Annotated in this window: 19 protein-coding genes and 2 pseudogenes; 9 read left to right on the plus strand and 12 right to left on the minus strand. The window is 69.9% G+C overall.

The window, feature by feature from the left end:
- Positions 1-28: 28 nt before the first annotated feature.
- The 5 genes from ACI2LY_RS05010 to ACI2LY_RS05030 are packed head-to-tail and all read right to left on the minus strand — an operon-like array spanning position 29 to position 4,432.
- Positions 29-793 carry an amino acid ABC transporter ATP-binding protein gene (locus ACI2LY_RS05010; protein WP_404705911.1) on the minus strand — a complete coding sequence of 255 codons (765 nt, stop codon included), beginning with the start codon at positions 791-793 and terminating at the stop codon, positions 29-31.
- Positions 790-1,794 (minus strand): amino acid ABC transporter permease, encoded by a 1,005-nt coding sequence (locus ACI2LY_RS05015; protein ID WP_404705912.1) that lies wholly within the window; start codon positions 1,792-1,794, stop codon positions 790-792. The genes ACI2LY_RS05010 and ACI2LY_RS05015 overlap by 4 nt, the downstream gene beginning before the upstream one ends.
- Positions 1,795-1,812: 18 nt before the next feature.
- A complete protein-coding gene (locus ACI2LY_RS05020) occupies positions 1,813-2,763 on the minus strand; it encodes an ABC transporter substrate-binding protein (RefSeq protein ID WP_404705913.1) in 951 nt (316 codons plus the stop codon).
- Positions 2,760-3,308, minus strand: a complete 549-nt coding sequence (locus tag ACI2LY_RS05025; RefSeq protein ID WP_404705914.1) for a GNAT family N-acetyltransferase — start codon at positions 3,306-3,308, stop codon at positions 2,760-2,762. Before ACI2LY_RS05025 ends, ACI2LY_RS05020 begins: the two co-directional genes overlap by 4 nt.
- Entirely contained in the window at positions 3,305-4,432 is a 1,128-nt protein-coding gene (locus tag ACI2LY_RS05030; RefSeq protein WP_404705915.1) for an LLM class flavin-dependent oxidoreductase, read from the minus strand. The genes ACI2LY_RS05025 and ACI2LY_RS05030 overlap by 4 nt, the downstream gene beginning before the upstream one ends.
- A 593-nt stretch (positions 4,433-5,025) precedes the next feature.
- Between ACI2LY_RS05030 and ACI2LY_RS05035 the strand changes: the two genes are divergently transcribed.
- On the plus strand, positions 5,026-6,015 hold the full coding sequence (locus tag ACI2LY_RS05035; protein WP_404705916.1) for an amino acid ABC transporter permease: 990 nt from the start codon (positions 5,026-5,028) through the stop codon (positions 6,013-6,015).
- Entirely contained in the window at positions 6,012-8,189 is a 2,178-nt protein-coding gene (locus tag ACI2LY_RS05040; RefSeq protein ID WP_404705917.1) for an FAD/NAD(P)-binding protein, read from the plus strand. The genes ACI2LY_RS05035 and ACI2LY_RS05040 overlap by 4 nt, the downstream gene beginning before the upstream one ends.
- Before the next feature lie 50 nt (positions 8,190-8,239).
- On the opposite strand, the gene ACI2LY_RS05045 is transcribed toward ACI2LY_RS05040, so the two are convergent.
- Genes ACI2LY_RS05045 through ACI2LY_RS05060 form a run of 4 tightly spaced genes read right to left on the minus strand, consistent with a single transcriptional unit; the run spans position 8,240 to position 11,921 of the window.
- Entirely contained in the window at positions 8,240-9,115 is an 876-nt protein-coding gene (locus ACI2LY_RS05045) for a TauD/TfdA dioxygenase family protein (RefSeq protein ID WP_404705918.1), read from the minus strand.
- 59 nt (positions 9,116-9,174) lie between these two features.
- Complete coding sequence (locus tag ACI2LY_RS05050; protein WP_404705919.1) at positions 9,175-9,981, minus strand: ABC transporter ATP-binding protein; 807 nt, start codon at positions 9,979-9,981, stop codon at positions 9,175-9,177.
- Positions 9,968-11,023, minus strand: coding sequence for an ABC transporter substrate-binding protein (locus ACI2LY_RS05055; protein WP_404705920.1), 1,056 nt, complete (start codon positions 11,021-11,023; stop codon positions 9,968-9,970). The genes ACI2LY_RS05050 and ACI2LY_RS05055 overlap by 14 nt, the downstream gene beginning before the upstream one ends.
- Before the next feature lie 37 nt (positions 11,024-11,060).
- Positions 11,061-11,921: an ABC transporter permease gene (locus ACI2LY_RS05060; protein WP_404705921.1), complete on the minus strand. Its 861-nt coding sequence runs from the start codon at positions 11,919-11,921 to the stop codon at positions 11,061-11,063.
- A gap of 439 nt (positions 11,922-12,360) precedes the next feature.
- Between ACI2LY_RS05060 and ACI2LY_RS05065 the strand changes: the two genes are divergently transcribed.
- From ACI2LY_RS05065 to ACI2LY_RS05075, 3 genes are all read left to right on the plus strand, one after another.
- Positions 12,361-14,331, plus strand: a complete 1,971-nt coding sequence (locus ACI2LY_RS05065) for a hypothetical protein (RefSeq protein WP_404705922.1) — start codon at positions 12,361-12,363, stop codon at positions 14,329-14,331.
- Between the two features lie 34 nt (positions 14,332-14,365).
- A complete protein-coding gene (locus tag ACI2LY_RS05070; RefSeq protein ID WP_404705923.1) occupies positions 14,366-14,812 on the plus strand; it encodes an SRPBCC family protein in 447 nt (148 codons plus the stop codon).
- Between the two features lie 75 nt (positions 14,813-14,887).
- A complete protein-coding gene (locus ACI2LY_RS05075; protein WP_404705924.1) occupies positions 14,888-15,499 on the plus strand; it encodes a YdcF family protein in 612 nt (203 codons plus the stop codon).
- Here the strand turns inward: ACI2LY_RS05075 and ACI2LY_RS05080 are convergent.
- The 3 genes and pseudogenes from ACI2LY_RS05080 to ACI2LY_RS05090 form a co-directional block, all read right to left on the minus strand.
- Complete coding sequence (locus ACI2LY_RS05080) at positions 15,456-16,112, minus strand: TIGR03086 family metal-binding protein (RefSeq protein WP_404705925.1); 657 nt, start codon at positions 16,110-16,112, stop codon at positions 15,456-15,458. The two genes, ACI2LY_RS05075 and ACI2LY_RS05080, sit on opposite strands and share 44 nt — an antisense overlap.
- A 159-nt stretch (positions 16,113-16,271) precedes the next feature.
- A pseudogene (locus tag ACI2LY_RS05085) lies at positions 16,272-16,619 on the minus strand (MBL fold metallo-hydrolase); the annotation flags it as partial.
- 15 nt (positions 16,620-16,634) lie between these two features.
- Complete coding sequence (locus tag ACI2LY_RS05090) at positions 16,635-16,904, minus strand: IS3 family transposase (protein WP_404705926.1); 270 nt, start codon at positions 16,902-16,904, stop codon at positions 16,635-16,637.
- A gap of 33 nt (positions 16,905-16,937) precedes the next feature.
- Here ACI2LY_RS05090 and ACI2LY_RS05095 point away from each other — a divergent pair.
- The 4 genes and pseudogenes from ACI2LY_RS05095 to ACI2LY_RS05110 all read left to right on the plus strand — a co-directional run.
- Positions 16,938-17,198: pseudogene (locus ACI2LY_RS05095) on the plus strand (transposase); the annotation flags it as partial.
- Positions 17,199-17,580: 382 nt separating this feature from the next.
- The gene (locus ACI2LY_RS05100) at positions 17,581-20,805 is read left to right on the plus strand and encodes a helicase-related protein (protein WP_404705927.1); all 3,225 of its coding nucleotides are present in this window, start codon (positions 17,581-17,583) and stop codon (positions 20,803-20,805) included.
- Positions 20,802-23,552, plus strand: coding sequence for a DUF1156 domain-containing protein (locus tag ACI2LY_RS05105; RefSeq protein ID WP_404705928.1), 2,751 nt, complete (start codon positions 20,802-20,804; stop codon positions 23,550-23,552). The genes ACI2LY_RS05100 and ACI2LY_RS05105 overlap by 4 nt, the downstream gene beginning before the upstream one ends.
- Positions 23,553-23,607: 55 nt before the next feature.
- Positions 23,608-26,604, plus strand: coding sequence for a DUF499 domain-containing protein (locus ACI2LY_RS05110; protein WP_404705929.1), 2,997 nt, complete (start codon positions 23,608-23,610; stop codon positions 26,602-26,604).
- The last annotated feature ends 82 nt before the right edge of the window (positions 26,605-26,686 follow it).

The following is a 26,686-nucleotide window of genomic DNA, read 5'->3' on the forward strand; positions in this document are numbered from 1 at the left end:
CTCCTAGGGGAAAGATGAGTTGGGGAGTTCAGAGGACCTTGGCGAGGAAGGCGCGGGTGCGTTCGCGCTGCGGGTCGTCCAACACGGCGGACGGCGGCCCCTGTTCGACCACGGTGCCGTCGTCCATGAAGACCACGGTGTCGGCGACCTCGCGGGCGAAGCCGATCTCGTGGGTGACGACGATCATGGTGGTGCCGGTGCGGGCCAGGTCCTTGATGACGTCCAGGACCTCGCCGACCAGCTCGGGGTCGAGCGCGGAGGTGGGTTCGTCGAAGAGGAGCACCTTGGGCTCCAGGGCGAGCGCGCGGGCGATGGCGACGCGCTGCTGCTGGCCGCCGGAGAGCTGGCGCGGGTAGGCGTCGGCCTTGTCGGCGAGGCCGACCCGGTCCAGCAGGCGGCGCGCGGTGGCCTCGGCCTCCTTCCTGGGGCGGCGCAGCGCGGAGACGGGGGCTTCGAGGAGGTTGTCCAGCACGGTGAGGTGCGGGAACAGGTTGAAGTTCTGGAACACGAACCCGATGTGGGTGCGCTGCTTGAGGACGTCCCGTTCCTTCAGTTCGTGCAGCTTGTTCCCGGCGCGGCGGTAGCCGATGAGTTCGCCGTCGATGCTGATCCAGCCGCTGTCGACCTTCTCCAGATGGTTGATGGTCCGCAGCAGGGTGGACTTGCCGGAGCCGGACGGCCCGAGGATCACGGTGACCTCGCCCGCCCGTACGGTCAGGTCGACGCCGCGCAGGACTTCCAGCGGGCCGAAGCTCTTGTGGACGCCACGTACGTCCACCATGACGTCGTTCATCGGCTCTCTCCCCCAAGGTGAAGTGCGGTGACGGGTGCCTCGCGCCGGGCGGCGGCCGCGCGCAGGTCGCGCAGGAAGCGGCGGGCCCGCTGGAGCGGAGTGGGCGGCGGGGTGCGGTCGGCGCCGCGGGCGTAGCGGCGCTCCACGTAGTACTGGGCGACCGACAGCAGCGAGGTCAGCAGGACGTACCAGGCGGTGGCGACGAGCAGCAGCGGGATGACCCGGCCGTTGCGGCCGTAGACGACCTGGACCTGGTAGAACAGCTCGCCGATGGCCATCACGTAGACCACCGAGGTGCCCTTGAGCAGGCCGATGATCTCGTTGCCCGCGGTGGGCAGGATGGCGCGCATGGCCTGGGGCAGCACGATCCGGCGGATCTGCCGTAGCCGGGGTATGCCGAGCGCGGCGGCGGCCTCGCGCTGTCCGGCGTCGACGGAGAGGACTCCGCCCCGGACGATCTCGGCGGCGTAGGCGGCCTGGTGGAGGGTGAGGCCGATGACGGCCGCGCCGATGGTGCCGATCAGGCTGTCGCTGTCGACGGACCAGAAGACGGGCCCGAACGGGATGCCGATGCCGAGGCGTTCGTACAGGGCGCTCAGATTGAACCAGAACACCAGCTGCACGATCATCGGGATGGACCGGAACACCCAGATGTAGGTCCAGGCGACGGTCTGCAGCACCGGGCTGTGCGAGAGCCGCATGAAGGCGAGCACCGTACCGAGGAGGAAGCCCAACACGGTCGCGTAGGCGGTGAGTTGGAGGGTGACCCAGACGGCCTGGACGATCGTCTCGGACAGCACGTAGTCGCGGAAGACGCGCCACTCCCAGACCGGGTTGGTGGCGAGGCCGTGCGCGAACTGGGCGATCAGGACGAGTACCGCGGCGGCGCCTGCCCAGCGGGCGGGGTGCCGGGCGGGTACGACCTTGTAGGCGGCCGGGTCGGCGGTGGCGGGCGGCACGCGGGGCGCGGCCGGGGCGGTGTCGGGGGCGGCGGTGGTCATGGTGGGTTCCGTCGCTTCTCAGGCGTGCTCGGGCGGGCTGATCCGCGAGCTGTCGATGGCGGAGCCGGTGGTGCCCCACTTCTTGAGGATGCGGTCGTAAGTGCCGTTCCTGATCAGCTCGTTGACGGCCGCCTGGAACGCCTTGGTCAACTTCGAGCCCTTCTTGAAGGCGAAGCCGACGTCGAGACGGTGGAACTCGCCGAGGAACGCGGTACGGGCGGCGGGCTGGGCGGCCTGGTAGCGCAGGCCGTTGATGGTCGACATGATCACGTCGATGCGGCCCTGCTGGAGCGCGGTGACGGTCGCCCCGTTCTCCGAGTACACCTTCACCTCGTACGGCTTCTTCCCGGCCTCGGCGCAGACCCCCTTCCGCGCGGCGAGGGTGGCCTCGAAGGTGGTGCCCGCGTTGATGCCGACGGTGCGGCCGCACAGCTGGGTCAGCTCGGTGATCTTCTTGCCGAAGGAGGTGTCGCCCTGCTTCACGGCGAAGCCCTGGCCGTCGTCGATGTAGGTGACGAAGTCGATGGTCTTCAGGCGCTCGGTGGTGACGCCGAAGTTGCCGGTGCCGACGTCGTACTTGCCGCTGCCGAGGGCGGGGAGGATGGTCTCGAAGGAGGCGTCCTGCCGCTCCAGCCTGATCCCGAGGACCTTGGCGACCGCGGCGGCGATGTCGATGTCCTGGCCCTGGGGCGTGCGGGAACCGTCCGGGTAGTACGCGGAGGGTGGCGCGCCGACCGAGCTGCCGATGCGCAGGGTGCCCGCGGAGCGTACGTCGGCGGGCAGCAGGGCGGCGGCGGAGTCGATCTTGTGGACGGCGGCCACGGGGTCCGCGGTCGGTGCGGGCGAGCCGCCCGCGGCGGTCGCCTCGGCGGGGTCGCCGGAGCCGCACCCGGTCAGGGCCAGCAGGGGCAGGAGCGCGGCGGCGGCCACGAGCGGGCGGGTGCGGCCGGGGATGCCGGGGAGCTTCACTGGGCGGTGGCCTTTCCGGTGCGGAGGTCTTCGGCGTGCTCGGGCTGTCTTTCGAGGTGCTTCTCGAAGGGCAGTGGGCCGATGGACTCGGGGTCGGCCTCGGTGTCGAACAGCGGGCGGTAGCCGGTGTTCAGGTACAGCGCGCGGGCCTCGGGCTGGCGGGGTCCGGTGGTCAGGTAGATCCGCTGGTAGCCGCGGGCGCGCGCCTCGCGTTCGAGTTCGGCGACGACCTCGCGGGCGAGGCCCCGGCGGCGGTGGGCGGAGTGGGTCCAGATCCGCTTCAGCTCGGCGGTGGCCGGGTCGTACCGGCGGAAGGCACCGCCCGCCACCGGTTCGCCGCCCTCCAGGATCAGCAGGAGGACGCCGCCGTGCGGTGCGGTGAACTCCTCGTCGGGGTAGCGGGCGAGTTCGGCGTGCGCGTCCTTGCCGTAGCGGGCGGAGTACTCCTCGCCGAGTTCGCGCAGCAGGGGGCGTACCCGTGGGTCGGAGACGGTCACCTGGACGACCGAGCGGGCGGAGAGTGCGGAGAGGGCGGGCAGGCTCACTCGCCCACCGCCGCCGTGAGCGGGCCGGTGCCGGCCGCGCGGGCGGCGTCGCGCTTGGCGACCTCCTCGCGGACGATCGGGATGACATGGCGGCCGAAGTCGATGGCGTCGCCGAGCAGGTCGTAACCGCGTGCGGAGAGGATGTCGACGCCGAGGTCGTAGTAGTCGAGCAGGGCCTGGGCGACCGTCTCCGGGGTGCCGACCAGGGCGTTGGAGTTGCCCGCGCCGCCGGTCGCGGCGGCGGTCGGGGTCCACAGGGCGCGGTCGTAGCGTTCGCCCGCCTCGGCGATGGCGATCAGCCGCTGCGAGCCGGTGTTCTCGGGGGCGCCGCCGCGGCGGTGGCGGACGAGGCCCGCCTCGCGGCGCTGCTTGATGGCGCCGACCGTGCGGTGCGCCTTCTCCCACGCCAGCTCCTCGGTGGGGGCGATGATCGGGCGGAAGGCGACCTGGATGCGGGGTACGTCGGTGCGTCCGGCCGCGCGGGCGGCGGCCTTGACCTTCTCGATCTGCGCGGCGGTCTCGGCCAGCGGTTCGCCCCACAGGCAGTAGATGTCGGCCTCGGCGCCTCCGGCGGCGTACGCGGCAGGCGAGGAACCGCCGAACGAGACGCCCGGGCGCGGCTGTTGGACGGGGAAGACATCGCTGACGAAGTCGTGGAATTGGTAGTGCCCGCCCTCGTGGTCGAACGCCTCGTGGGTGGTCCAGATCTTCTTGACGATCTGGATGTACTCGAGGGTGCGGGCGTAGCGCTCGTCCTTGGTGAGGGTGTCGCCCTCGCGGCCCTGTTCGTGGTCGTTGCCGCCGGTGATGAAGTGGACGGTGAGCCTGCCGTCGCTGATCTGGTCGAGGGTGGCGAAGGTCTTGGCGGCGAAGGTGGGGTACGAGACGTTGGGCCGGTGGGCGAGCAGCAGCTGGAGCCGGTCGGTGCGGGCGGCGATGTACGCGGCGGCGGGGGCGGGGTCCGGGGAACCGGAGCCGTAGGCGAACAGCACCCGGTCCCAGCCGTGGTCCTCGTGGGCGCGGGCGAGGCGGAGGGTGTAGTCCTTGTCGAAGGCCGCGCCCGAGCGCGGGGTGGTTTCGGAGCCGTCGTTGGTCGCGGCTATGCCGAGGAACTCCACTGGCATGAGTGAGCCTTTCCGGCGAGAAAGCGCAGGCGTGCAGGGCTGAACTGCCGTGCTCGATAAGCAAGTTGATGAAGCATCAGAAACGTCGGAACAATGACGTCAGAAATGCGGCGTGACGACGACGGGCGTCGGGCGGAACGGGGCGGCGGCAGCGCGCGGAAGGGTGGGCATCGGCCCGCGCCGGGGTGGTGCCGGCGGAGGGAAAGGGCCGGTCAGACGGCCCGCTGCCGAGTCAGACGCAACACGAGGACGACCACACTCGACCGAAGTCGATGTGATCGCGCGTGACCAAGCGCTGCTGGGCATCCATGCGGTCAATTGAGCAGCGCATCTCGCTTTTCGTCAACCCATGACCGCATGTCGGACCACAACCGACGGGCTGTGCGGTGTGGTTGCCGGATGTGTGGTTGACAGACATGTGTGCCCCACCCATACGATCGACGGCGGACGGGCCCGTCACGCGGCGGGCTCCTCCGGTCGCGTTGAGGGACGCGGCACGTGACGACGCAGGCCACCGGCCGCCGCACCGTACGCGAGTACGTGTGCCACCGGACGGTCCCCACGTCCGCACCTCCCTCCCGGAGCGTCTACCGATGGCCACGCCTTCCGATGTCACCTCCCCTTCCCTGCTGAAGCCCCCGGCGGCCGCGCCGCCCTCCGACGGCACCGAGCTGCCCCGGATCGTGCCGCGCCGCCACCCCGGCCGCTGGCTCGCCGCCGCCGTCGCCCTGCTGGTCCTCGCCATGGTGCTCAACTCCGTGGTGCGCAACGACGCCTTCCAGTGGCAGGTGGTGGGGCAGTACTTCACCACCGCCGCCGTGCTCGACGGGCTGCTGCTCACCCTGTGGCTGACCGCCGCCGTGATGGTGCTGGCGTTCCTCCTCGGCACCGGCATGGCGGTGCTCCGGCTCTCCGCCAACCCCGTGCTGCGCACCCTGAGCTGGGGCTATGTGTGGATCTTCCGGTCGACGCCGCTGCTGGTGCAGTTGCTGTTCTGGTTCAACATCGGCGCGCTGTACCCGACGCTCGGCATCGGCATCCCGTTCGGCCCCGAGTTCATCACGGTCAAGACGGTGAACCTGCTCGGGCCGACCCTGACCGCGCTGATCGGCCTCACCCTGCACGAGACGGCGTACGCGGCCGAGGTGATCCGGGGCGGCATCCTGTCCGTGGACGCCGGGCAGACCGAGGCGGCGCAGGCGCTGGGCCTCGGCAGAGGGCGCACCCTGCGCCGGATCGTGGTCCCCCAGGCGATGCGCTCCATCGTGCCGACGGCCGGGAACATGCTGATCGGCACCCTGAAGGGCACCAGCATCGTGAGTGTGCTGGCTGTGCACGACCTGCTGTTCTCCGTCCAGCTGGTCTACAACCGGACCTACCAGGTGATCCCGCTGCTGCTGGTCGCCACGGTCTGGTACATCGCGGTGACCTCGGTGCTTAGTGTGGGCCAGTACCACGTCGAGCGGTACTACGGCCGGGGCGCCGCACATGTGCTGCCGCCCACCCCTCTCGCGCGGCTGGGCCCCTGGCTCACGGTGCTGCGCGGCCGGGCCCGGCGTACGCCCCTCGGCGGTGACCGATGAGCACGCGCACCCTGGTGATCGTCGGCGCGGGACCGCGCGCCACCGGACTGCTGGAGCGCATCGCCGCCAACGCGCCCGACCTCTGGTCCGGAGAGGGCGAATTGCGAGTCCATCTGGTCGACCCGCACCCGCCCGGGCCGGGCCGGGTCTGGCGGCACGAGCAGTCGTCGCTGCTGCGGATGAACTCCATGGCCGAGGACGTCACCATGTTCACCGACGAGACCTCCACCGTGGACGGCCCGGTACGCCTCGGCCCCTCACTGGCCGAGTGGGCCGCACAGTTCGCCGGGCCGGACGCCCCGCGCTTCTCCCCGTACGCGGAACCGGCCGACCCGGAGGTGCTGGCCGAGCTGAGCACCCTGGACCCGGCCGACTTCCCGACCCGGCGCGCTCAAAGCGCCTATCTGGACTGGGTGTTCCGCCGGGCGCTTGCCGATCTGCCGCCCTCGGTGACCGTCGAGTGGCATCGCACCACCGCGACCTCGGTCACCGGCTCGGCCGACGGCCCCCAGGAGGTCCACCTGACCGGCCGGAGCGAGCCGCTGCGCGCCGACCTGGTGGTGCTGACCCAGGGCCATCTGGGGTCGACTCCCGCCCCGGCGCACCGAGTTCACGCCGACTTCGCCCGCAGGCACGGGCGCTTCCACCTGCCGCCCGCCTTCTCCGCGGACGCCGACCTGTCGGGGCTGCGACCCGGTGAGGAGGTGGTGCTGCGCGGCTTCGGGCTGGCGTTCGTCGACCTGATGGTGCTGCTCACCGAGGGCCGCGGCGGCACCTACCGCACCGAGCCGGACGGCACGCTGACCTACCTGCCCTCCGGCCGCGAACCCGTGCTGCACGTCGGCTCGCGGCGCGGGGTGCCGTACCACGCGAAGACCGGCTACCGGCTCCAGGGCCCCCGGCCACCGCTCCCCCGGTACTTCGGTCCGGAGGCGGTCGACGCGCTGGGCGCCGGGTCTGGCCCGCTGGACCTGCGGCGCAATGTGTGGCCGCTGATGGCCAAGGAGATCGGGTTCGGCCACTACCACGAGCTGTTCCACGCCCATCCCGAGCGCACCGCGATGCCCTGGCCGGAGTTCCTGGCCGCCTACGACCGCTTCGGCTGGTACTCGGACCAGCTCGCCGGGCTGGTCGCCACCGCCGTGCCCGACCCGGCCGACCGGCTGGACTTCGAGGCGCTGGACCGCCCGCTGGACGGGCTCGTCTTCGACACCCCGGACGTCTTCCAGGAGCATCTGCGCGCCTACGCCCGCGACGACGTGGCCCGCCGCGAGAACCCGGCGCACAGCGCCGACCTCGGCGCGTTCCTCGCCCTGCTCTCCCTCTACGGCCAACTCCCCGGGCTGGTCGCCTCCGGGCGGCTGACGGCACGCTCGCTGGCGGACGGGCTGGACGGCTGGTGGCACGGGTTCTTCAGCTTCCTCGCCTCCGGGCCGCCCGGCTTCCGGCTGCGCGAGCTGGACGCGCTGTCCCGCGCCGGTGTGGTGCGCTTCCTCGGCGCGGACGTCCGGGTCGGCACGGACGAGGCGACGGGCACCTTCACGGCGACCAGCCCTACCGTGCCGGGTCACACCGTGCACGCGACCGCCCTGATCGAGGCGTATCTGCCGGGCCCGAACCTGGACCGCACCGAGGACCCCCTGCTGCGGCACCTGCACCATACGGGCGCGCTCGCGGAGGAGGTGGTGGCCGACGGGACGCACCGGCACCGGTCCGGCCGGATCACCGTCTCCCCCGCCGACGGCCACCTGATCGACCCCGGCCTGGGCCGACCGCACCCCCGCCGGATCGCCCTGGGCGCCCCCACCGACAGCCGGGCCATCGCCGCCTTCGCCCGCCCCCGCACCGACGCGCCCGCCTTCCGGCAGAACGACGCGGTGGCCAGGGCGGTGCTGCGGGCGCTGGGCGCGGAGTCGGAGCCACATGTGCAGGAGCCACATGTGCAGGAGCCACATGTGCAGGAGCCACATGTGCCCGAGCCACATGTACGAGCGCTACATGTGCCGGAGCCACACGTACAGGACGCACACGTACAGGACGCACACGTACGGGAGCCACACGTGCCGCAACCACATGTACGAGGGCCACACGTGCCGGAGCCACATGTGCAGGAACCCCATGTGCCGGACCCACACACGCCAGGTCCGGCAGACTGCGCGCGGGTCGGAGGCTGATGCACGAGGGGGCTGCCCGGACGATGACCGAGCAGCCCCTCCATATGTGCCTACGCCCGCGGCCCCACCGGGACATCCCCGCGCAGGGTGATCCGGTGCATCACCCGGTGCTGGTCCCCATAGTCGCGGTTGGCGTAGTGCGAGGTGCTGCGGTTGTCCCACAGCGCCACATCGCCCGGCTGCCAGCGGTGCCGCACCACATGTTCCGGCTTGGTGAGGTGTGCGTAGAGAATGTCGAGCAGCCCCCGGCTCTCGTGCTCGGAGACGCCGACAATGTGCGAGGTGAAGCCGGGGTTCACGAACAGCCCCTTGCGCCCGCTCTCCGGGTGCACCCGGACCACCGGATGCTCCACCGGCGTGAGCTGTGTGAACACCTCTCCCTCCCACAGGTTGCCCTTCCCCTGACGGCGCTGGGCGAGGTAGTAGCCGAACTCGCGCGAGCCGTCGTGGACGGCGGTGAGGGTGTCGATGTGCGCCCGCAGCCCCGGCGACAGCGACTCATACGCGGCCTGGCTGTCGGCCCAGTTGGTGTCGCCGCCGGTGGGCGGCAGCACCACCGCGCGCAGCACGGAGATGGCGGGCGGGCGCGCCACGAAGGTGACGTCGGTGTGCCACACGTCGGCGAAGCCGTTGTCCTGGCTGTCCAACGAGTACACCTCGGGCGCCACGTCGCCGGAGTCGTGCACCGGGTGCCCGACCGTGACCTCGCCGAGCCGACGGCCCAGCTCGATCTGCCCGGCGTCGTCGAGCCGGTGCTGCCCGCGCACGAAGAGGACCTTGTGGCGCACGAGGGCCTCGCGGAGCGCGAGCACGCCGTCGTCGTCCAGCCGGGCCAGCTCGATGCCGTCGATCTCGGCGCCGATGTTCGGGCCGAGTTCGGTGAGCGGCAGCCGCGTCGCCACGGGCCGGTCGCTGAGAATGCTCATGGGGATGTCCTTTCCGGTACGGCCCCGTCCGGGACCTGGGATTGCTCGGGGTACGGCGTTCAGGAGGCGGCGGCGCTCTTCACGGCGTGCGCGACCTCGGCGCGCAGCTCGCCGAACTCCGGTGAGCCGCGCAGCTCTTCGGCGTCCACCGCACCGCGCGGCAGGGTGATCGGCAGGTCGAGCGCGACGGTTCCCGGGCTCTTCGTCAGCACCACGATGCGGGAGCCGAGGAAGACGGCCTCCTCGGCCGAGTGCGTCACGAACACCGTGGTGCGCCCGGTCTGCGCGGCCATCCTCCGCACGTCCTCCTGGAGTCGTTCGCGGGTGAGCGCGTCCAGGGCGGCGAACGGTTCGTCGAGCAGGAGCAGCGGGTTCTCGGCGGCGAGCGCGCGGGCGATGGCGACGCGCTGCTGCTGCCCGCCGGAGATCTCCCAGACCCGGCGCGCCTCGGTGCCCTCCAGGCCGACCCGGGCGAGCAACTCGGCCCGTCGCTGCGGCCATTGGGCGCGCTCGACACCCGCGTACCGCAGGGCGAGGTCGAGGTTGCCGCGCACGGTGCGCCAGGGGAAGAGCCGCGGCGTCTGGAACACCACGCCCGCCGTGTCGCCGGGGCGGGGATCGGTGCCGGACACCTGCACCGTGCCCTCTCTGGGCCGCTCGAACCCGGCGATGAGCCGCAGCAGCGTGCTCTTGCCGCAGCCCGAGGCACCGACCAGGACGAGGAACTCCCCGGTGGGCACGGTGAGATCGACCGGCCCGACGGCGGTCACGGCTCCGTACCGGTGCGTGACGTGGTCGAGCCGGACGGTACCGTCCTTGACCCCACCGGAGACAACTTCTGCTTCCGCCAGCTCACTTGAGGACATCGGGCAGCCCCTTGAGGTAGAACGCCTTCTCGACGGAGGCCGCCGAGGGCGCCGCGTCGATCTGCTTCTGGCCGGCCAGGAAGCGGCCGGTGTCGCCGACGTAGGTCAGCAGCTTGCCGGGCTTGCCGTCGGTGCCCAGCCACTCGTCGGAGGTCACCTGCTCCGGGGTGAGGAACACGCCCTGCGCGAGCTGTGCCCGGGCGTCGGCGGCGCTGATGTTCAGCTCGGCCGCGACCGCCTTCACCGAGCCCTCGTGGTCGGACTTGAGCAGCCGCAGCGCCTCGGCCTCCGCCTTGCGCCAGGCGTCGATCGCCTTGGGATCGCGGGCGATCAGCTCGTCCGAGACGACGGCGAGGTCCAGGGTCGGCTTGCCCGAACCGGCCACCTGCTTGCTGCTGGTGAGCTGCTTACCCGTCTTGCGCAGCTCGTCCAGCGTCGGCAGCCACACGTACGCGGCGTCGATGTCGCCCCGCTGCCAGGCGGCGAGGATCGCCTGCGGCTGGAGGTCGATCAGCTTGACGTCGGACGGCTTCAGCCCGGCCTGGTCCAGCGCGGCCAGCAGGCTGTAGTGCGAGGTCGACGCGAACGGCGTGGCGACCGTACGCCCCTTCAGCCCGGCCACGTCGGAGATTCCGGTGCTCTTCCGCGCGACCAGCGCCTCGTTCTCCCCCGCCACGTCGAGAATCCAGGCGACCTTGTACGGGATCGGCGACGGCCCGGATATCCCGCGCGCGAACGGACTCGACCCGAGCGCGGCGATGTCGAGGGACTTGCCGAGGAACGCCTGGTTGACGCTCGCCCCGGAGTCGAACTTGATCCAGGTGATGGTGTGGTCCGGCAGCGCCTTCTCCAGCAGCTTTCTGTTCTTGACGATCAAGTCGCCGCTGGGAAAGGCGAAGTAGCCGATGCGCAGCCGTTTCCCGGAGCCGGAGGCCGAGGCGGAGCTGTCGGTGGAGCAGCCGGTGACCGCGGCGGTGGCGGCGACGGCGAGCGCACCCGCGAGCAGCTGGCGGCGGGAGGGGCGGTGGTCAGCGTGGGTCATCGAAAGGCCGTTTCTGTAAGGGGAGTTCAAGGGGGTCTCAGGTGCGGCCGCGCCAGGGCACGACGGCCCGTTCCAGGCGCAGCAGCAGGCCGTCGATGATCAGGCCGGAGATGCCGATGGCGATGATGCCGACGAGCACGACCGGGGTGTTGTTGTAGTTGGCGGCGTCCTTGACCATGCCGCCGATGCCGGGCAGCCCGTTGACCAACTCGGCGGCGACCAGGGAGGAGTAGGCGACCCCGACGGCCAGCCGGACGCCGGTGAGCGTCTCCGGCAGGGCGGAGGGGATGACGACGTCCCGTACGACGTCCCAGCGTGAGGCGCCGAGCGCGCGGGCGGCCTCGGTGAGCGCCTTCGGTACGGCGGCCACGGCGGTGGTGGTGGAGACGGCGACCGGCGGGAACGCGGCCACGGCCAGCAGGGTGATCTTGGGCTCCTCGTTGATGCCGAGCCAGATGATCAGCAGGGAGAAGTACGCCAGCGGGGGCAGGGTGCGCAGGAAGGTGATCCACGGCTCGAACAGCGAGCGCACCCAGCCGACGGTGCCCATGAGCAGCCCGAACACCACTCCGGCGGCGATGCCGATCCCGGCGCCGAACGCGATGCGGCGCAGGCTGATGCCCAAGTGCTCGATGAGATAGGTGCCGTTGTAGCCCCGGACCCCGTCGTGCGTGGTCGACACGTCGATGAAGGCCCGCCACACCTTGACCGGCGGCGGCACCAGCGTCTCGCTCCAGGTGCCGGTCACCGCGAGGAGTTGCCACAGGAGGAGGAACAGCACGAGTGAGCCGAGCGGAAGTGCGGTGCGCCGCAGGGCACTTGAGGAGCGGGCGGGACGGGGTGCGGCGGCAGCGGCCGGGAGCGGGTCGGCCTTCTCCGGGCGCAGGGAAAGGGACACGGGCGGCCTCCATGAGGGCCTCGTAGCAGCGGCGAGGTGAGAAGTGGGTACGGCGAAGCGCCGCCTGCACAGCGGGAGAGATCGGTCCTGCGAGACACAACTCGCCTGATACCGCGCCGGGTTACCTCACCGGGCGGAGCGGACCGTCAGAGACGCGCGCGGACAGCGGCGGACAGCGGCGGTCAGCGACAACACGCGGCCGGGCGTCGGCACAGGTCGATGACCAGGCGTCGCACCAACGGCATGGGATTCATGGGGCCCTTTTCTACCGCAGCCGGGGCCCACCACCAAGAGGTGTCCACGAAGTGGACCACAGGGTGAGAAGGGGGGCGGGAGGTGGCCGAGAGAAACGTTCTGCCTGGACAGGCGGCCGAAGCGCCCTGTGACCCGAGCGGCGTTCACTCGTTTGCCGTAGCACCAGCTCCGAACGCCCCCGGTCGTGGAAGGCAGTCGCCCGATGGTCCTGTCCCCGCTCAGTCGTTCCTCGCTCAGCCGTTCCCCGCACGGTTCGCGCCGTCTCCTGCTGCACGCCGAGCGCAGACTCGCCGAGCGGTACGCCGAGCTGGTCCGCCTGGCCTACCTCGTGCTCCCGGCCTCCCTCGGCCGCCACCGCCGGGTCCTCGCCGCGCACTCGCTGGTGCAGCGCAGCCTGCCCGACGCCACGCCCGCCGTACCGGCGCCCCGCGCATCAGCGGCCGACCCGGACCGGTCGCTCCGGGTGGCGGTGGTGCGCGGGGCGCTCGCCCAGTGCAGGCGGCCCCGGCTGTGGCCCGAGGGGGCCCGGCCGCCCCGGCTGCTGCTGCCCCGGCTGCCGGTGGTGGTCGGGCTGCGGCTGGCGCCACGCTCGGGCGGTGCCGAGGAGATGGCGCTCGGCCAGGCCCTGTCGGAGCTGTCGGCCCCGGCCCGCGCCGCCTTCGTCCTGCTCCGTGTGGAGGGCCTCACGGCGGACCACGCGCGCGGGGTGCTGGAGGCGGCCGGGGTGGACGAGGCGCGGGTAGCGGTGCGGGAGGCGTCCCGGCTCGACACGTCACTCGGGACCGCCGCCGCGTCGGTGCTCACCTCGGACGAGTTCGACGCGTGCACCCTGCGCGCCCGCCCCACCGACCTGGTGCGCCGCCGTCGCCGGGTGCGCCTGGCCGCGATCGCTGTATTGGCGGGGGCGCTCACGGCGGGCGGACTGGCCGCGGCCGTCACACGCTCGACGCCGGACGCGCCGGGGCCGTACGAGCGTCAGCCCAGGTCCGCCGATCTGGTCCGGGGCGACCCCGACGCGTGGGCGGACACCTCGCGGGTCGACTTCACCGCCTGGCCCGCGCGCGGGGACCGGGTGCGGGACCGCGCGCTGCTGGACCGGGCGCTGGCCGTCTGGGCCGACCCGCCGTCCGGCACCCGGGTCGTCCGCGCCCCCGGCACCCCGGCCGACCCCCCACCGCGCGCGCCGCGACTGCTGTACGCCGGGTCGGTCGGCGGGCGCGCGGTGGTGGTGTTCCACGACGGCCAACGCCTGGTGCGGTACGGCGAGTCGGGCACCGGTGCCCTGCTGGTACTGGCCCGCGCGGACGACGCCGACGTGACCACGGCCGCGGCTCTGGCGCTCGCGGAGCGGGGTGGCGCGGTGCGCTATCTGCTGGCGCCGTGGGTGGCGGAGTCCTCGGTGCGCGATCTGACCCGGCCGGACGCCCCGGCGCGGCCGCTCCGGGTGGCGCGGGACGGGGTCACCGCGCCGGTGCCCCGGTGGACGGGCGGCGGCTGCGGGCGCCGTCCGGCGCTCCAGCTGCGGTCGTCCCCGGCGATCGCCGAGCACCACGCGTTCCTGCTGGCCGACCTCGGCGGCCTCACGCCCGCGCATCTGACGTACACCCCGCTGCCGGGGCATGGCTCACCGCCCGCCCGGCAGCCGCGTGAGGCGACCGGCCCGGCCGCGCTGGTGGCGTGGGGCAAGACCGGCTGCGGCCTGGAATCGGCGGACGGCTCGGGGGTGCGGGCGGTCAACGCCTGGGACTTCGCCGAGCAGGACCTCCCGGACGGCGGCGGGCACGCCGTGTGGACCTGCGCGCGGGCGGACACCTGGCGGGGGCCGGGCGACATCACCGTCTTCCTGCGCCGTCCGGGCGAGAAAGCGCAGGTGGTGACGCGTGTGCGGTCGACGGCCGCGTGCAGCAGGTTCGGCCAGCATGTGGTGGTCCGGACGCACTGGAAGTCCCCGCGCGGCCACTGGTACGTCCTGGCCGCGGGCAGCCGCGCGGTCACCTCGCTCACCCTCACCGGCGAGGTGACCGCCACCCGGAGCGGGCACACCGTGGCGGTACGGGCCCCCAAGGACGCCTCCACCGAGGTCCGGGCCAGGCTGGCCTCGGGCGAGAATCTTCCTGAGGTCGGTTCCGGGCCGTCCGGGGGTACCCGTCCCTAGCGGCGACCCGCTGCCCGACCCCTGGAGATCGACCATGGTCCACGTCCGACGTTCCTTCACCGTCCCCCGCCCCCTGCCCGCCGTGAACGCCTACCTGGCCGACTTCGCGAACGCCGTGGACTGGGACCCCGGCACCCAGGAATGCGCCCGCACGAACGGCACGGGCTCGCCCACCGAGGGCGCCACGTGGCACAACGTCTCGGAGTTCCGGGGCCGTAGCACCGAACTCGAGTACCGCCTCGACCACCGCTCCGAAGACCGCCTCACCTTCATCGGCACCAACAAGACGGCGACCTCCACCGACGACATCACCCTCCGCCCCACCCCCGAGGGCACCGAGATCACCTACGACGCCAACATCCAGTTCCACGGCCTGGCCCGCCTCGCGGACCCCTTCCTCCGCAGCGAGTTCGAACGCCTCGGCGACGAGATCACCCACACCATGCCGGAGGCCATCGAGTCGGCGGTACCGCTGTCCTGACGGGAGCGCAGGGCTCCGGGGCCGAGTGTGCTCGTTCCAAGGCGACAGCCAGATGCGGTGCCCTAGAGTCGCCGCATGCGACGGAGAACAGGGCTGGCGTTAGCGGGGGCCGCGGCCCTGGCCTGGGGCGAGTGGGTGAACTGGCGCTGGTCCCGAGTCCGCGTGGGGAGCAGCGGGGGCGCATCGGAAGCCGTGGTCGTGCTGGGCTACCGCAACGCACGACCGACGGCGAACTTCATCAACCGCTGGCGCGTCCGTGCCGGTCTACGCTCCGTCGCCGCTGACGGCGCACAAGAAACTCTCGTGATCTTCAGCGGCGGCGCGACCGGCAGCTACGCCACGGAAGCCCAGTTGATGGCCGACTACGCGAATTCGGTGCTCGGGTTCGACGGCACGGTGCTGCTCGAGGACCGGAGCGCGACGACCTGGGAGAACATCACGAACGTGATCCCGCTGCTCGAGGATGTCGACCGCATCAAGATCGTCTCCCAACCGGCGCACGCGCTCAAGGCCCGTGCGTACTTGCGGCGGCAGCGCCCCGATCTGGCCGAGAGGCTCGTACGCGCGGCCGACTACCGTCCTGGCGAGTGGATGCTCGGTAAACCACTGCTGGCTCTGTACGGGCTCTGGTCACTCCGTGGCCTCACGGCCGAGGAGCGGGCCGGTCGGGTCGGCCCGCCGGGGTGAGGCACGGCTCGACTCGGCGGCCCATCAGCCGCGGCAACCGGGCTTGGCGGGACTCCCCGACGGGGGACGTGGCCACGGGGGCGGCGAAGAAGCGGTGGGTGGTGTCGGTGGAGACGGGTGACTCCGCCAAGTCGGCGTAGATGTCGGTGAGATGGTCCTCGATCCAGGCGACGAACCCGAGATCGAGTTCCTCGGGTGCATCGACGGCCCGGGCCAGATCCCACGTGTGGATGGTCGCGTCCGTGGTGCGGACGGCGAGCGCCTGCTCTCCGCTCATCGGGCCGAGGGGGTGGTCCAGGATCTGTGCCAGCGCACCTGACCTGCGGAACGCGGCGGCGCACTCCCGCTCCGACCGGACGTACGCGCCCACGGGATCTGCGTACAGGGCGTCCGTGTCCCGGAGCCGGAGGAATTCGGCGGCCGAGCCACCGTTCAGCAGGGCTACGTAGTTGAGGTTCCCCCGGGTCATGTGGTTGACGAGGCGCTGTACATCCCATTCCGCGCAGGGAGTCGGTGCCGTCCACTGCTCGGGCCGTACCGCGTGCAGCCTGCGGGTGAACTCGGAACCGGAGAGCAGATAGCGGTCGATGATGCCGGTGAAGCGGTAGGACATGGCCGCAGCGTAGGACTGCGGAAGGCGACGCGCTGGCGGAGATCGGCCACCGAGCCGTGGCTCATGGGTCCGTGGGGACGCCGCCGTCCGCCCGGCGCGAGGACCGGTCAGGCGGACGGCGTCACCAGGTACTCCCGAGGCAACATGCCTCGCCCGACGTCACACCTCGCCCGCGAAGTCGAGATCCCCGCTCCGCTCCCCCGCAGCGGCCGACACCGCCGTACGCGGCCCGCGCCACGTATGCGCGATCGGCCCGGACACGGACCTCCACCACGCGTCGGACGGTACTCGCCCGCCCGGTTCGAAGGGCTCGCCCGGGCGGGGAGAGGCCACGACCTGGCCGACTGCTTCGCCCGCCTCCTTCGTCCACTCCCCCGGCTCCGCCCACGCGTGCATCGCCAGGTTGAAGGTGCCCCAGTGGATGGGGAGGAGGACGCCGTGGGGGGTGCCGGACTGGAGGTCGAGGTGGGCGCGGACGCCCTCTTCCGGGGTCATGTGGATATCAGGCAATATATTGCTTTATCAGGTTTCAGCGCTGCGGCCCCATCGCAGCGTTTCATCAACCGGGTTGAGCTTCTGGAGCAGGTCCGGCATCTGTGATGCTGCAGGGCCCGGGGCGGTGACGCGGACGCGTCTGCGCAGACGGATGCTGGCGATGGAGAACGTCCGCATGATGCGGATGACTCGCTTCTCGTTGACCCGCAAGCCGTTCGCGTGGAGCTCGGCGGTCACTCGTGGGGACCCGTAGGCGCCGCCGGACTCGCCGTGGACCTCGCAGTCGTTTATCGCCATTGGCAGTCTTCTCGCTTCCTCCGGGTCAAGCAGATTCACTATCAGTGTGTCCCCCGCTCAGGGGGAGACCCGGTCCGGGCGAAGTTGGCGTTATACCTGACGGCTGTATTCGCCTCGGTGCTGCGTAAGGATCAGCGGGCTGAAGGCGATTGCTACCTGTTAGGACTGATGCTGGACGGCCGCCACAAGTCGCTCCAGACCATGGCCTCGAGGCTGCCGGACGGCACCGAACAGAATCTGCAGCAGTTCGTGAACCAGTCCACCTGGAACCCGGTGCCGGTGCGCGTTCGCGTCCGCCTTGGCCTGCGGCGGATGATTCTTCATGACCACGAGATGTCCGTTCTCAGATCCTCAGGATCCAGTGCCTCGTGTGTCCAGGGTCGAGAGCCAAGGCCCCTGTCACCTCCCCCCGATCTGACTCAACTTGGTCGTGACAAGGTCCCCGGACTATGCAAGGCACCAATGACAGAAGTTGTACCTGCCACGCTTACACGGCCCACGTGTTGGAAACCCGCAGGTCATGCGGTAACTTGACGGTTCGTTAGTCGGCCGGGTTGGGGAACCGCAGGTGGTCGAGGGGGAGGGGTCGGGGCATGTCTTGTCCACGTCTAGTGAGCTGGCACGTGAGCATTTTCGGCAACTGGATACCGGTAAGACTCGGGGCAGACGCGTAAGCATGCAGCCCCAAGGCTTGTTCGAGCGCGGCCAGAGAGTAAGAGTCCGAGCCGCCGGCGTACCGGAGTTCGCCACAATCCGCTTCGCGCTGCCCGGAGACGAGCCCGGTTCATGGGACCTCATCCTCGTCGATGACGACGACCGACGCCACGAGGTGAATCTGGCGCCTGGAGACACCGCGACCGTGCGACCTCTCGTCAGCGACGGCAAGGCCGACTCGGCCCGCGTGCTGGCCGCCATGTGGACGCAGTGGATGAACGCCGCGGCGACCAACGCCGAGTCCAGCGCCATGGCGGCCACGCCGCTGAAGCCGTACGCGCACCAGACCACGGCCGTCTACGGAGCGATGCTTCCGCAGCCCCTGCTGCGCTTCCTCTTGGCCGACGAGCCAGGCACCGGCAAGACGATCATGGCGGGGCTGTACCTCCGTGAGATGCAGCGACTCGGCCTGATCAAGCGGGCGATCATCGTCTGCCCAGCAAACCTCGCCACGAAGTGGGTGGATGACTTCCAGAGGCTCCTGGGCGGCGGACTGCGTCAGCTCACCTCGGCCACGGTGCGTGAGGACGCCCTGAACTCCAACGACCTGTGGGTGGTCTCTCTCGAGCTCGCAGCGGTGAACCCCGCCGTGCAGGACGCGATACGCCCGGACAAGGCCGGTTGGGATCTGGTCGTCTTCGACGAGGCCCACCGGCTGACTCCGACTGCCGCCGGCTTCCACCAAGTTGGACGGCTTCTGGCCAAGAACACACCCCGAGCACTGCTGATGACGGCAACACCGCACCGGGGCAAGGAGTGGCTCTTCCGACACCTGCTGCACTTGGTCGACCCCGAGATCTACCCGGATCCGGGCAGCGACCCCAACGTCGAGCTCAGTGCACTGCGTCCCGGGCCCATCCACTTCCTGCGGCGGATGAAGGAGGACCTGGTCGACTACGACGGCACGACCCGGTTGTTCAAGGGGCGCACCGCTCACAACCACCGTGTCCCGCTGTCGCAGACCGAGTACGGCTTCTATCAGGCTGCGCTCGACATGGTCGACCGGTTCTTCCCTCCGGTGGCGCAGCCGCTTGCCCGCATGGTCTACGGCAAGCGAGCAGCCTCCAGCCTCTACTCGCTGGCCGAGACCCTGCGGCGGCGTCACGAGCACATGGGGGCGATGAGCGAGGCGGAAGCGGCGCTCATCGCCGATCGCGAGGACCACGGCGACGAGGCCGAGGTCGATGAGGCGAAGGTGATTCACACGGTCTCGGCCTCGACCAGGGCTGAGCGGACCGCGATCAACAGCCTCGTGCAGCAGATCGAGGCAACGATCACTGATCCCCGCTGGCAGCCATCGAAGTGGAAGCGGCTCACCGACGACTGTCTGGCCGCCCACGGCATCCTGCCGGGAAACAGTGAGCAGGCCGTCATCTTCACCGAGTACGCGGACTCGGCCGAGTGGATCACCCGGCGACTCCAGGCCGAGGGGTACTCCGCCGCGCTGTACTCCGGCCGCCAGAGCAAGGCCGAGCGCGACGAGACCCGCAAGGCCTTCATGCGTGCCGAGTTCCAGGTCATCGTCACCACGGACGCCGGCAACGAGGGCATCGACCTGCAAGCCGCCCACGTGCTGGTGAATTACGACATCCCGTGGTCCCTGGTGCGCCTCGAACAGCGGATGGGCCGCATCCACCGCGTCGGTCAGCAGCGTGACGTCTATCTGTACAACCTGGTCGCCGCGGACACCCGGGAAGGCGCGACCCTGCTCCGTCTTCTGGACAACTTCGTTACGGCCGCGAACGAGCTGCGGGGCCAGATGTTCGACAGCCTGTCGGCCGTCGCAGAGATCACGGGCGTCGACTACGACAAGTGGCTGTCGGACCTCTACGGCAACGACGAGGTGAAGAAGCAGCAGGCCATCGACGCAGCCCAGGCAGTCCAGGCCCAGGAACTCACCCGGGCGGCCCGGAAGGTACGGGACAACGAGCGCCGCCTTGCCAGCCAGGTGGACGCGGTCGCCGCACTGACGCTGCTCCAGCGCGATCTGTTCGCACGCATCAACCCCGCCATCGTCGAGGCATACCTCGACCGGCTCGCAGCCGCCGGCGTCCTGGAGTCCGCACCGACTGCCGCCGGCCCCGGATTCCGGCGGCTCACCTTGAACGGCGGTACCAGTTTTCCTGTCACCCTGGGCGGACAGCGCGAAGTTCACGTCGCGACCAGCGGCGACGCCGTACGCAACGCCTCCGAGAGCATCGACGTTGGGGACACCATCACCCTCGGCCCCGGCGAGCCCGGCTTCAGCGACCTGATCCACGTAGCCGAGCTCACCCTGGCCGAGGACCTGTACCAGTCCGGTGCCGCAGCCGACCCCACCAGCCTCACTCCGTACGACCTGTACGCGTACGAGGCGACGATGACGGAGAGCAATGGCAAGCGCGCCAGCGTGTGGGCCACCCTGATCAAGGTGGACGACAGCGGCAACGCCCGGCCGGTCCGGTGGGAGTCTCTGGCCAACCTTGTCCCCACCAACCAGTACGGCGGCGAACCACATCCTGCCCGGGAGGGCCACGCGCTCACAGCGGCCCGCGAAGTGGCCGCCACGACCGTGGCAGAGCACCGAAAGGTGCGCGCCGACTGGTTCGCACAGGCCCGCCGCGACCTGAACAACCTGCCCCTGAGCCTGACGGACCGGATCGAGGACCGATCTGCCCGCCTTGAGCTGCGGCATCGGCTTCAGGCCCAGACCGCCCAGCGGCTCCAGGAACTGCAGCGGCTCGCGGACGTGCATCTGACCGAACCGAAGCAGATAGGTCGAATCCGCGTCCTGGCCACCGCGGACACCCGCGCTCAGGCCGAGATCGATGCCGAGCTGGTCTCCATGCGACACGTCCAACAGCTTCTCGAGGACGACGGCTGGACAGTGACCGACGTCCACACGGAGGGCCGCGGATACGACCTGGAGGCCCGCCGCAACAGCCAGGTCCGCCACGTAGAGGTCAAGGGCGTGCTCGGCAGCGCGGCCAGCGACGGCATCCGCATGACCGGCAACGAAGTCCTCATCGCCACCCAGCACCGCAAGGAGTACTGGCTCTACGTCATCGACCACTGCGCCGACGGCAAGGGCCGCTTCTTCGGTGCCTATCAGGACCCCGCCACCCTCTTCGCGAACGTCATGACCGGGAACGCGGTGTTCCGCGTTCCCGGCAGCAGCCTTAAGAACGCCCCCGGGAGCAACGCATGACCCGAATGATCGAACGCTGGTTCCCCTGTGCCGAGGTATCGGCAAACAGCTCAGCAGGATGGGGCAGCGGGTCGACGGAGATCGGGCTGTTCCCGTGGTTCGCGAAACGCCCTGTCGCCCAGGCGAAGGCGGCGGTCGTCTGCTCGCTACTGCCCTGGCCCGAGGACGAGGCAGAACAGCAGCACCTTCAAGAACTGGTGCAGCAGGGCATGTCCGGACGCTACAGCGCGTGGCAACTGCTCCACGACGAGATCCTCAATGCCAACCCTGAAGGTGCGTCGGTCCTGGACCCGTTCAGTGGCCGCGGCATGATCCCCCTGGAAGCAGGTCGGCTCGGGCTGGAGGCCCACGGCGTCGACTACAGCCCGGTCGCGGTACTGGCCAGCACGCTCCTCACCGACTTCCCCTTCCGGGATTGGTCCCAGGAACCGCGTCTGCCGTTCGCCGAGGAGAGCGATGCCCTCTACGACGACCGGCCCCGCCTCCTCGTCGACGTTCGCGCCACTCTTGACGAGGTGGGCCGCCGGTGGACTGCAGCGATGACGGACTACTACCCCGAGGTCAACGGCAAGCAGCCGTGGGGGTACCTGTGGGCTATCGCCATCCCCTGCCAGGAGTGTGGCAACCACTTCCCCCTGACTGGTTCGTACGAGCTACGACGACCGGGTAAGAAGCGAGGCAGCAAGAGTGCTCCGCCCGTGATCGACCCTGGCCAGTCGTTCTACATCGAAGCCGACCCGGCTACAGGCACGTGCGCGACGGTTGTACACGAGGGCCCTCCGCAGCGTACCCCCACGCTGACGCGTGCTCGCACAGCCGAGGGCCGCGCCTTGGCGGGAAAGTCGGCAATATGCCCGTTCTGTAGCCATGTGCACCCGCTCGACGTGCATCGGCGGCTCACCGATGAAGGGCGCGCCACGGACATGCTGCTCGTGGTGGCCGATCACTCGGACGGCAGCGGGAAGGAGTACCGAGAGCCCACCGGAGTGGAACTCGCTGCTGTCGCCGCAGCGCCAGCGGCACTACGCGGTCTGTCGGATCCGAGTCCCTTCCTGAGTGCCGTGCCCGATGAACGGATCGCACCAGGCAACAACAACATCATCGGGCCATCGATCTACGGGGCACGCACCTACGGGGACTTCATGTGCGATCGGCAGACGTTGGCCTTCGCCATGCTCGCCCAGTCCATCTCCGCGGTAGCCGACGAACTCATGAACAAGGTAGGGGTGAGCCCTGACTACGCGCGGGCGCTGAGCGGATACGCCGGGTCGGTCGTGGCTCGGAAGCTTCGTCGCGCTACCCGCGGTTGCACGATCGACATCAGTCGCGCAGGGGTTCACGATATCTACGCCAATCAGGGATCCATCACCTTCTCCCAGGACTTCTTCGAGGTGGGGATCGGCACCGGCGCCGGCTCGTGGTCGTCGTTGTGCAAGAGCAGCATGTCGACGCTTTCGAACCTGATGACCAACATCCAAGGAGCGCCGGTCAGCGTGACCCGGGGGTCGGCGACCGCCCTGGGCCTGCGGGACAAATCCATCACTGCCGTGGTGACCGACCCGCCGTACGACGAGATGCTCGCATACGCCGACTCCTCCGACCTGATCTACGCGTGGCTGAAGCGTGCCCTGCAAAACACCTGGCCCGAGTTGGTGATCACATCTGACGAGTACGGCTGCCAAGAGAAGCAGGAAGAGATCATCGTCAAGCGGGTCCGGGGAGAGGCACCCAACGAGCATCGAACGCGCGAGCATTACGACACCAAGATCGCCGAAGCGTTCGGCGAGATGCGTCGAGTGGTCCGTGACGACGGTCTGGTGACCATCGTGTTCGGGTCCGGAGACCCGGAGGTCTGGCAGCGTCTGCTAACGGCCATCGAGCAGGCCGGCTTGGTGATGACCGGGTCTTGGCCTGCGAACACCGAGGCCGGCAGCCACCAAGGCAAGGCGAACATCGAGACCACGTTGACCATGACGTGCCGCCCCCTTGCGCCCGGGCGGTCTCCCGGGCGCAAGGGGGCGGTCGAGGCCGAGATCAAGGCTGAGATCAAGCGGCGCTACCCGGACTGGGAGCGGTGGGGATTGGCCCCGGCCGACATGCTGATGGCGGCTGCGGGGCCAGCCATGGAGGTTGTCGGCCGGTACTGCGAAATCCTCGACGCCAAGGGCGAACCGGTCGACATCTACACGTTTCTGCCGTTGGCCCGAGCCGCAGTCCAGGAAGCGATGGCGGTCGAGATTGACCACCAGCCGCTGGAGACCTTCGACGCTCGTACGCGGTTCGCGCTGTGGTGGGTGACGCTGTACAACCGTCAGATCCGAGGGAAGTCCGAGCTGCGCTGGCAGGCTCTGGCCGCCACGCTCGACCTGGCTGCGATCCGTGACCTGGTACCCGATGCGGACGGGGGTGTCCGGTTCGTGGCCTCCCGCGACTTCAAGGGCAAGATCAACGCGGATTCGACGGTCATCGACATCGCCCTCGCGCTCGCAGCTGCCTCGGAGGATGGCCTGCAGGCCATGGGTCAGGTGCTCGGGGCTGCGCAGCACACGGCCGACGACACCTTCCTGTGGTCCGCCGTCCAATTCCTCGCGGACCGGCTGCCCGACAACGACCCGGACTCCGTCCGCTTCACCCGGGTGCTACGCAACCGGACCGGCGTCGTCGGAGCCGCCGAGTCCATCTCCGCGAGCGCCCTCGACAACCCGCAGCTCGAACTGATCGATGACGACGAGTTGCGGCGCCTGTGATGACGAACCGCAGCACCCTCGCGACCTTTGTGTCCACCAGCCCAGGAGAGCAGCAGTGACGACCAGCGTGACGCCTTGGTGGAAGGCACTCAAGCTCCGCCAGGAGATCCTCAACGCCTCTGGGCAGATCGATGACGTACAGATGTCGCTGTTTCGGGCCGTTCATGCGACCGGGGCCGATCGCCCTCCCTACGCCGACGCGGGCTACTACGGGGACATCACGCACCCGACCGAACTGCTCATCGACCTGCTCACCGAGGTCGCGGTGCGTATCGGTGGCGGTGACGACTACTTGAAGGCCCGAGCGGTAACCCGGCTCGCCCAGGGCATGGGCGGCGGTAAGTCGCACGCGTGCATCGGCGCCTACCACCTGGCCGCCAATCCAGCGGCACTGCTGGGTACCGAACTCGGCCAGAAGGTCGCTGAGCGGGCACAAGCCAGGATCGGGCACCCGCTGACCGACCACCTCGGACGTCCGCACGTCGTCGTGCTGCCCTGCGACAACATGACCCCGGGCGCTGGCGTGCAGGAGCTCGACGGCCCCGGCGTCACCCTCTACGAACGTTTCCTGTGGCGCCTGTTCTCCAAGGACTACACCCTCTACGAACGCTACCGGCCCTTCTGGAGCGACAAGCACAAGATCGCTGAGGCCATCAGCGCGGTGAACCGACCCGTGCTGATCATCATCGACGAAGTGCTCGACTACATCGGCAACGGACTGGACGGCGCAAACAAGACCGACCTGGCGGCGCAGGACATGGCTTTCCTGCGGGCAGTGCTCGATGTTGTCAACGATGTCCCTCACGTCGCGATGCTGGTCGTAATGATCGCCCCCGACGTCGACAAGACCTCACTATCCGCCGCTGCTCAGGACCGCCGTGATGACTTGAACAGCCAGCTCGACCGCAACGGCCTGCCGACGACTGTGACCGGCGTGGGCGACTTCGCCGACATCCTCCGCCGACGGTTGTTCGACGCCGAGCCCGCCGGGGAGGTCCTTGCTGCGACTGCCGCACTGCACGAGAAAGTGCTGACGGACAAGGCGTGGGCAAAGCAGGTCTGGGACCCGATTAATGCCGCCTGGCGTCGTAACTGGCGCACCGAGATGGCGACGTGCTACCCGTTCCACCCCATGCTCATCAAGCTGGCGCAGGACGAATGGGGCAAGATCACCGGATTCCAGCGGGTACGGTCCACGATCCGCATCTTCGCCGCCACGGTCTACGCCCTCCAGCAGCGCGGCAAGGCCGGCGGGTGGGTGCCAGCCCTCATAGGCCCCGGAGACCTGCCGCTGTCGGACAGCACCGTCCGAGAGGCGCTCCTGGGCAGCGGTCTGGTGGAGGACGACCGGACCATCGCCAATTACCGGAGCCTGGCCGAGATCGAAGTCGTCAACCACGACGCCTCGTCCGGGGCCGCGCGCCGCCAGGACCTCGAACGCCCGTCGAGCACCTGGTCCTCGCACAACCCCCGCGCGACCGAACGAGCGGCCACCTTCATCTTCCTGGCCAGCGTCGTCGGCACCCTGCGGCCGGGACGAGGCCGCGGGGCCAGCGCTCCCGAGGTCAAAGCGGCCACCAGCGTCCCGGAGACCACCTACACGATCACTGACGCCGACGGCGTCGTCGACGAGTTGGTCAACCCGAACCGAGGGATGAGCGCACTCGACATCACGCCTGGACAGGGCAACAACAAGCCGGCCCGCTACTTCCTGTCCACCAGGCTCACCCACCGCATGCTGGTCAAGAACATCCGGCGGACCATCACCGAGACGGAGCGCGACCAGGTCATCTTCGACTTCGCGAAAAGGCTGACCAGCAGCGGACCGTTCCGCGACGTGAAGTGCGTCTCGGCGGACCTCCAGCGCAGCGCCGCCGACGTCCTCGCCACGGCCGGGCTGGACACCGCCCACACCACCCGGCTCATCGTGCTCGACCCCGCGCAGTTCAGTCTGCGCAACGGCATGGAAAAGCCGACCCTCGAGGCGCTCAACGTCGCCATGGGACTCGGGCAAGGTTCTCAGCAGCTTCCCGTGCAATGGGCCAGCAGCGCGGTCTACGCCGTGGTGAACACGCAGCAGCGAGCCCTGGCACGCAATCTGGCGGTGGAGTACCTGGCCAGGCAAAAGGCTCTGCAGGCGCCCGAGATCCAGAACGACGACGAGCTCAAGACCATCGGGGCGAAGGAACTCAGCGAGGCCAAAACCCAGCTGGAGAGGCAGATCAAGCGGGCTTACCAGCATGTCGCCTTCCTGGCCCAGCCGGACCCAGAGCGAGAGCGGTACCTGGACCAGCTCACGTTCGACAAGGACAACATCACGGCCCTCGACGGCCTGCTCGTCTGGAAGGGTCTCGCCGACCGGGACAAGGTGCTCGATACCGGCCAGTTCAGCGCCAAGGCCCTCCTGCACAACCTCCGCGACAACGACTATGGCAAGACCCTCTCCGACATCCGGGCCGCCTTCTACAGTGCCCCCCGGCTGCCGCTACTGTACGGCGGCGACCGCGATCTTCAGCAGGCCATCTTCGACGCCGCAGGCCAAGGGCTGCTGAGCATCGTCGACGGAACCGGAATCGAGGTGGCAGTCACTGCTCCCGGCCAGGTCAACCTCGCGAGCACGGGCCTGCGCCTCGCCAAACCGCAGGTCAAAACATGCTCCACGTGCGACCAGCTGGCCCACGAAGGCCCGTGCGCAGGCGGTGTCGGCGACACCGCGGGTGGTGCCTCGTCGCCCGCGTCCGAGGGGCCGGTGGGTACTGCGGCCGAGACCAGTCCGCAGCCGGCTGGCGGTGAGGAGCCGGATAGATCACCGAAGCCGGCACCCATCAAGGAGCGGCAGATTGCCTTCTCCTTCACCAAGAACCTTCTGGCCAACGCCGACAGCGCCGACGGCTTCGCCGCGCTCTTCCGGGCGTTCTACATGACCCTGGACGAAAGGCAGATCAGCTACCTGCAGGGCACCCTCCAGTTGGTGATGCAGGCTGGCGCGGCAGAGGAAATCCAGCAGCGCCTTGAAGAACTCGGCATAAACGGGACGTTCAAGGAGATCTGACAGGCCTGCCACCGGCTGTGGCGGAGACTCCCCGGGGCGTCCGGCCCCGGGCAGTCGTGTGCCCGGGGCCGGCGCGGCCATG

This window comes from Streptomyces sp. NPDC002176 (genome assembly GCF_044903645.1).
In the GTDB taxonomy this organism is placed as follows: domain Bacteria; phylum Actinomycetota; class Actinomycetes; order Streptomycetales; family Streptomycetaceae; genus Streptomyces.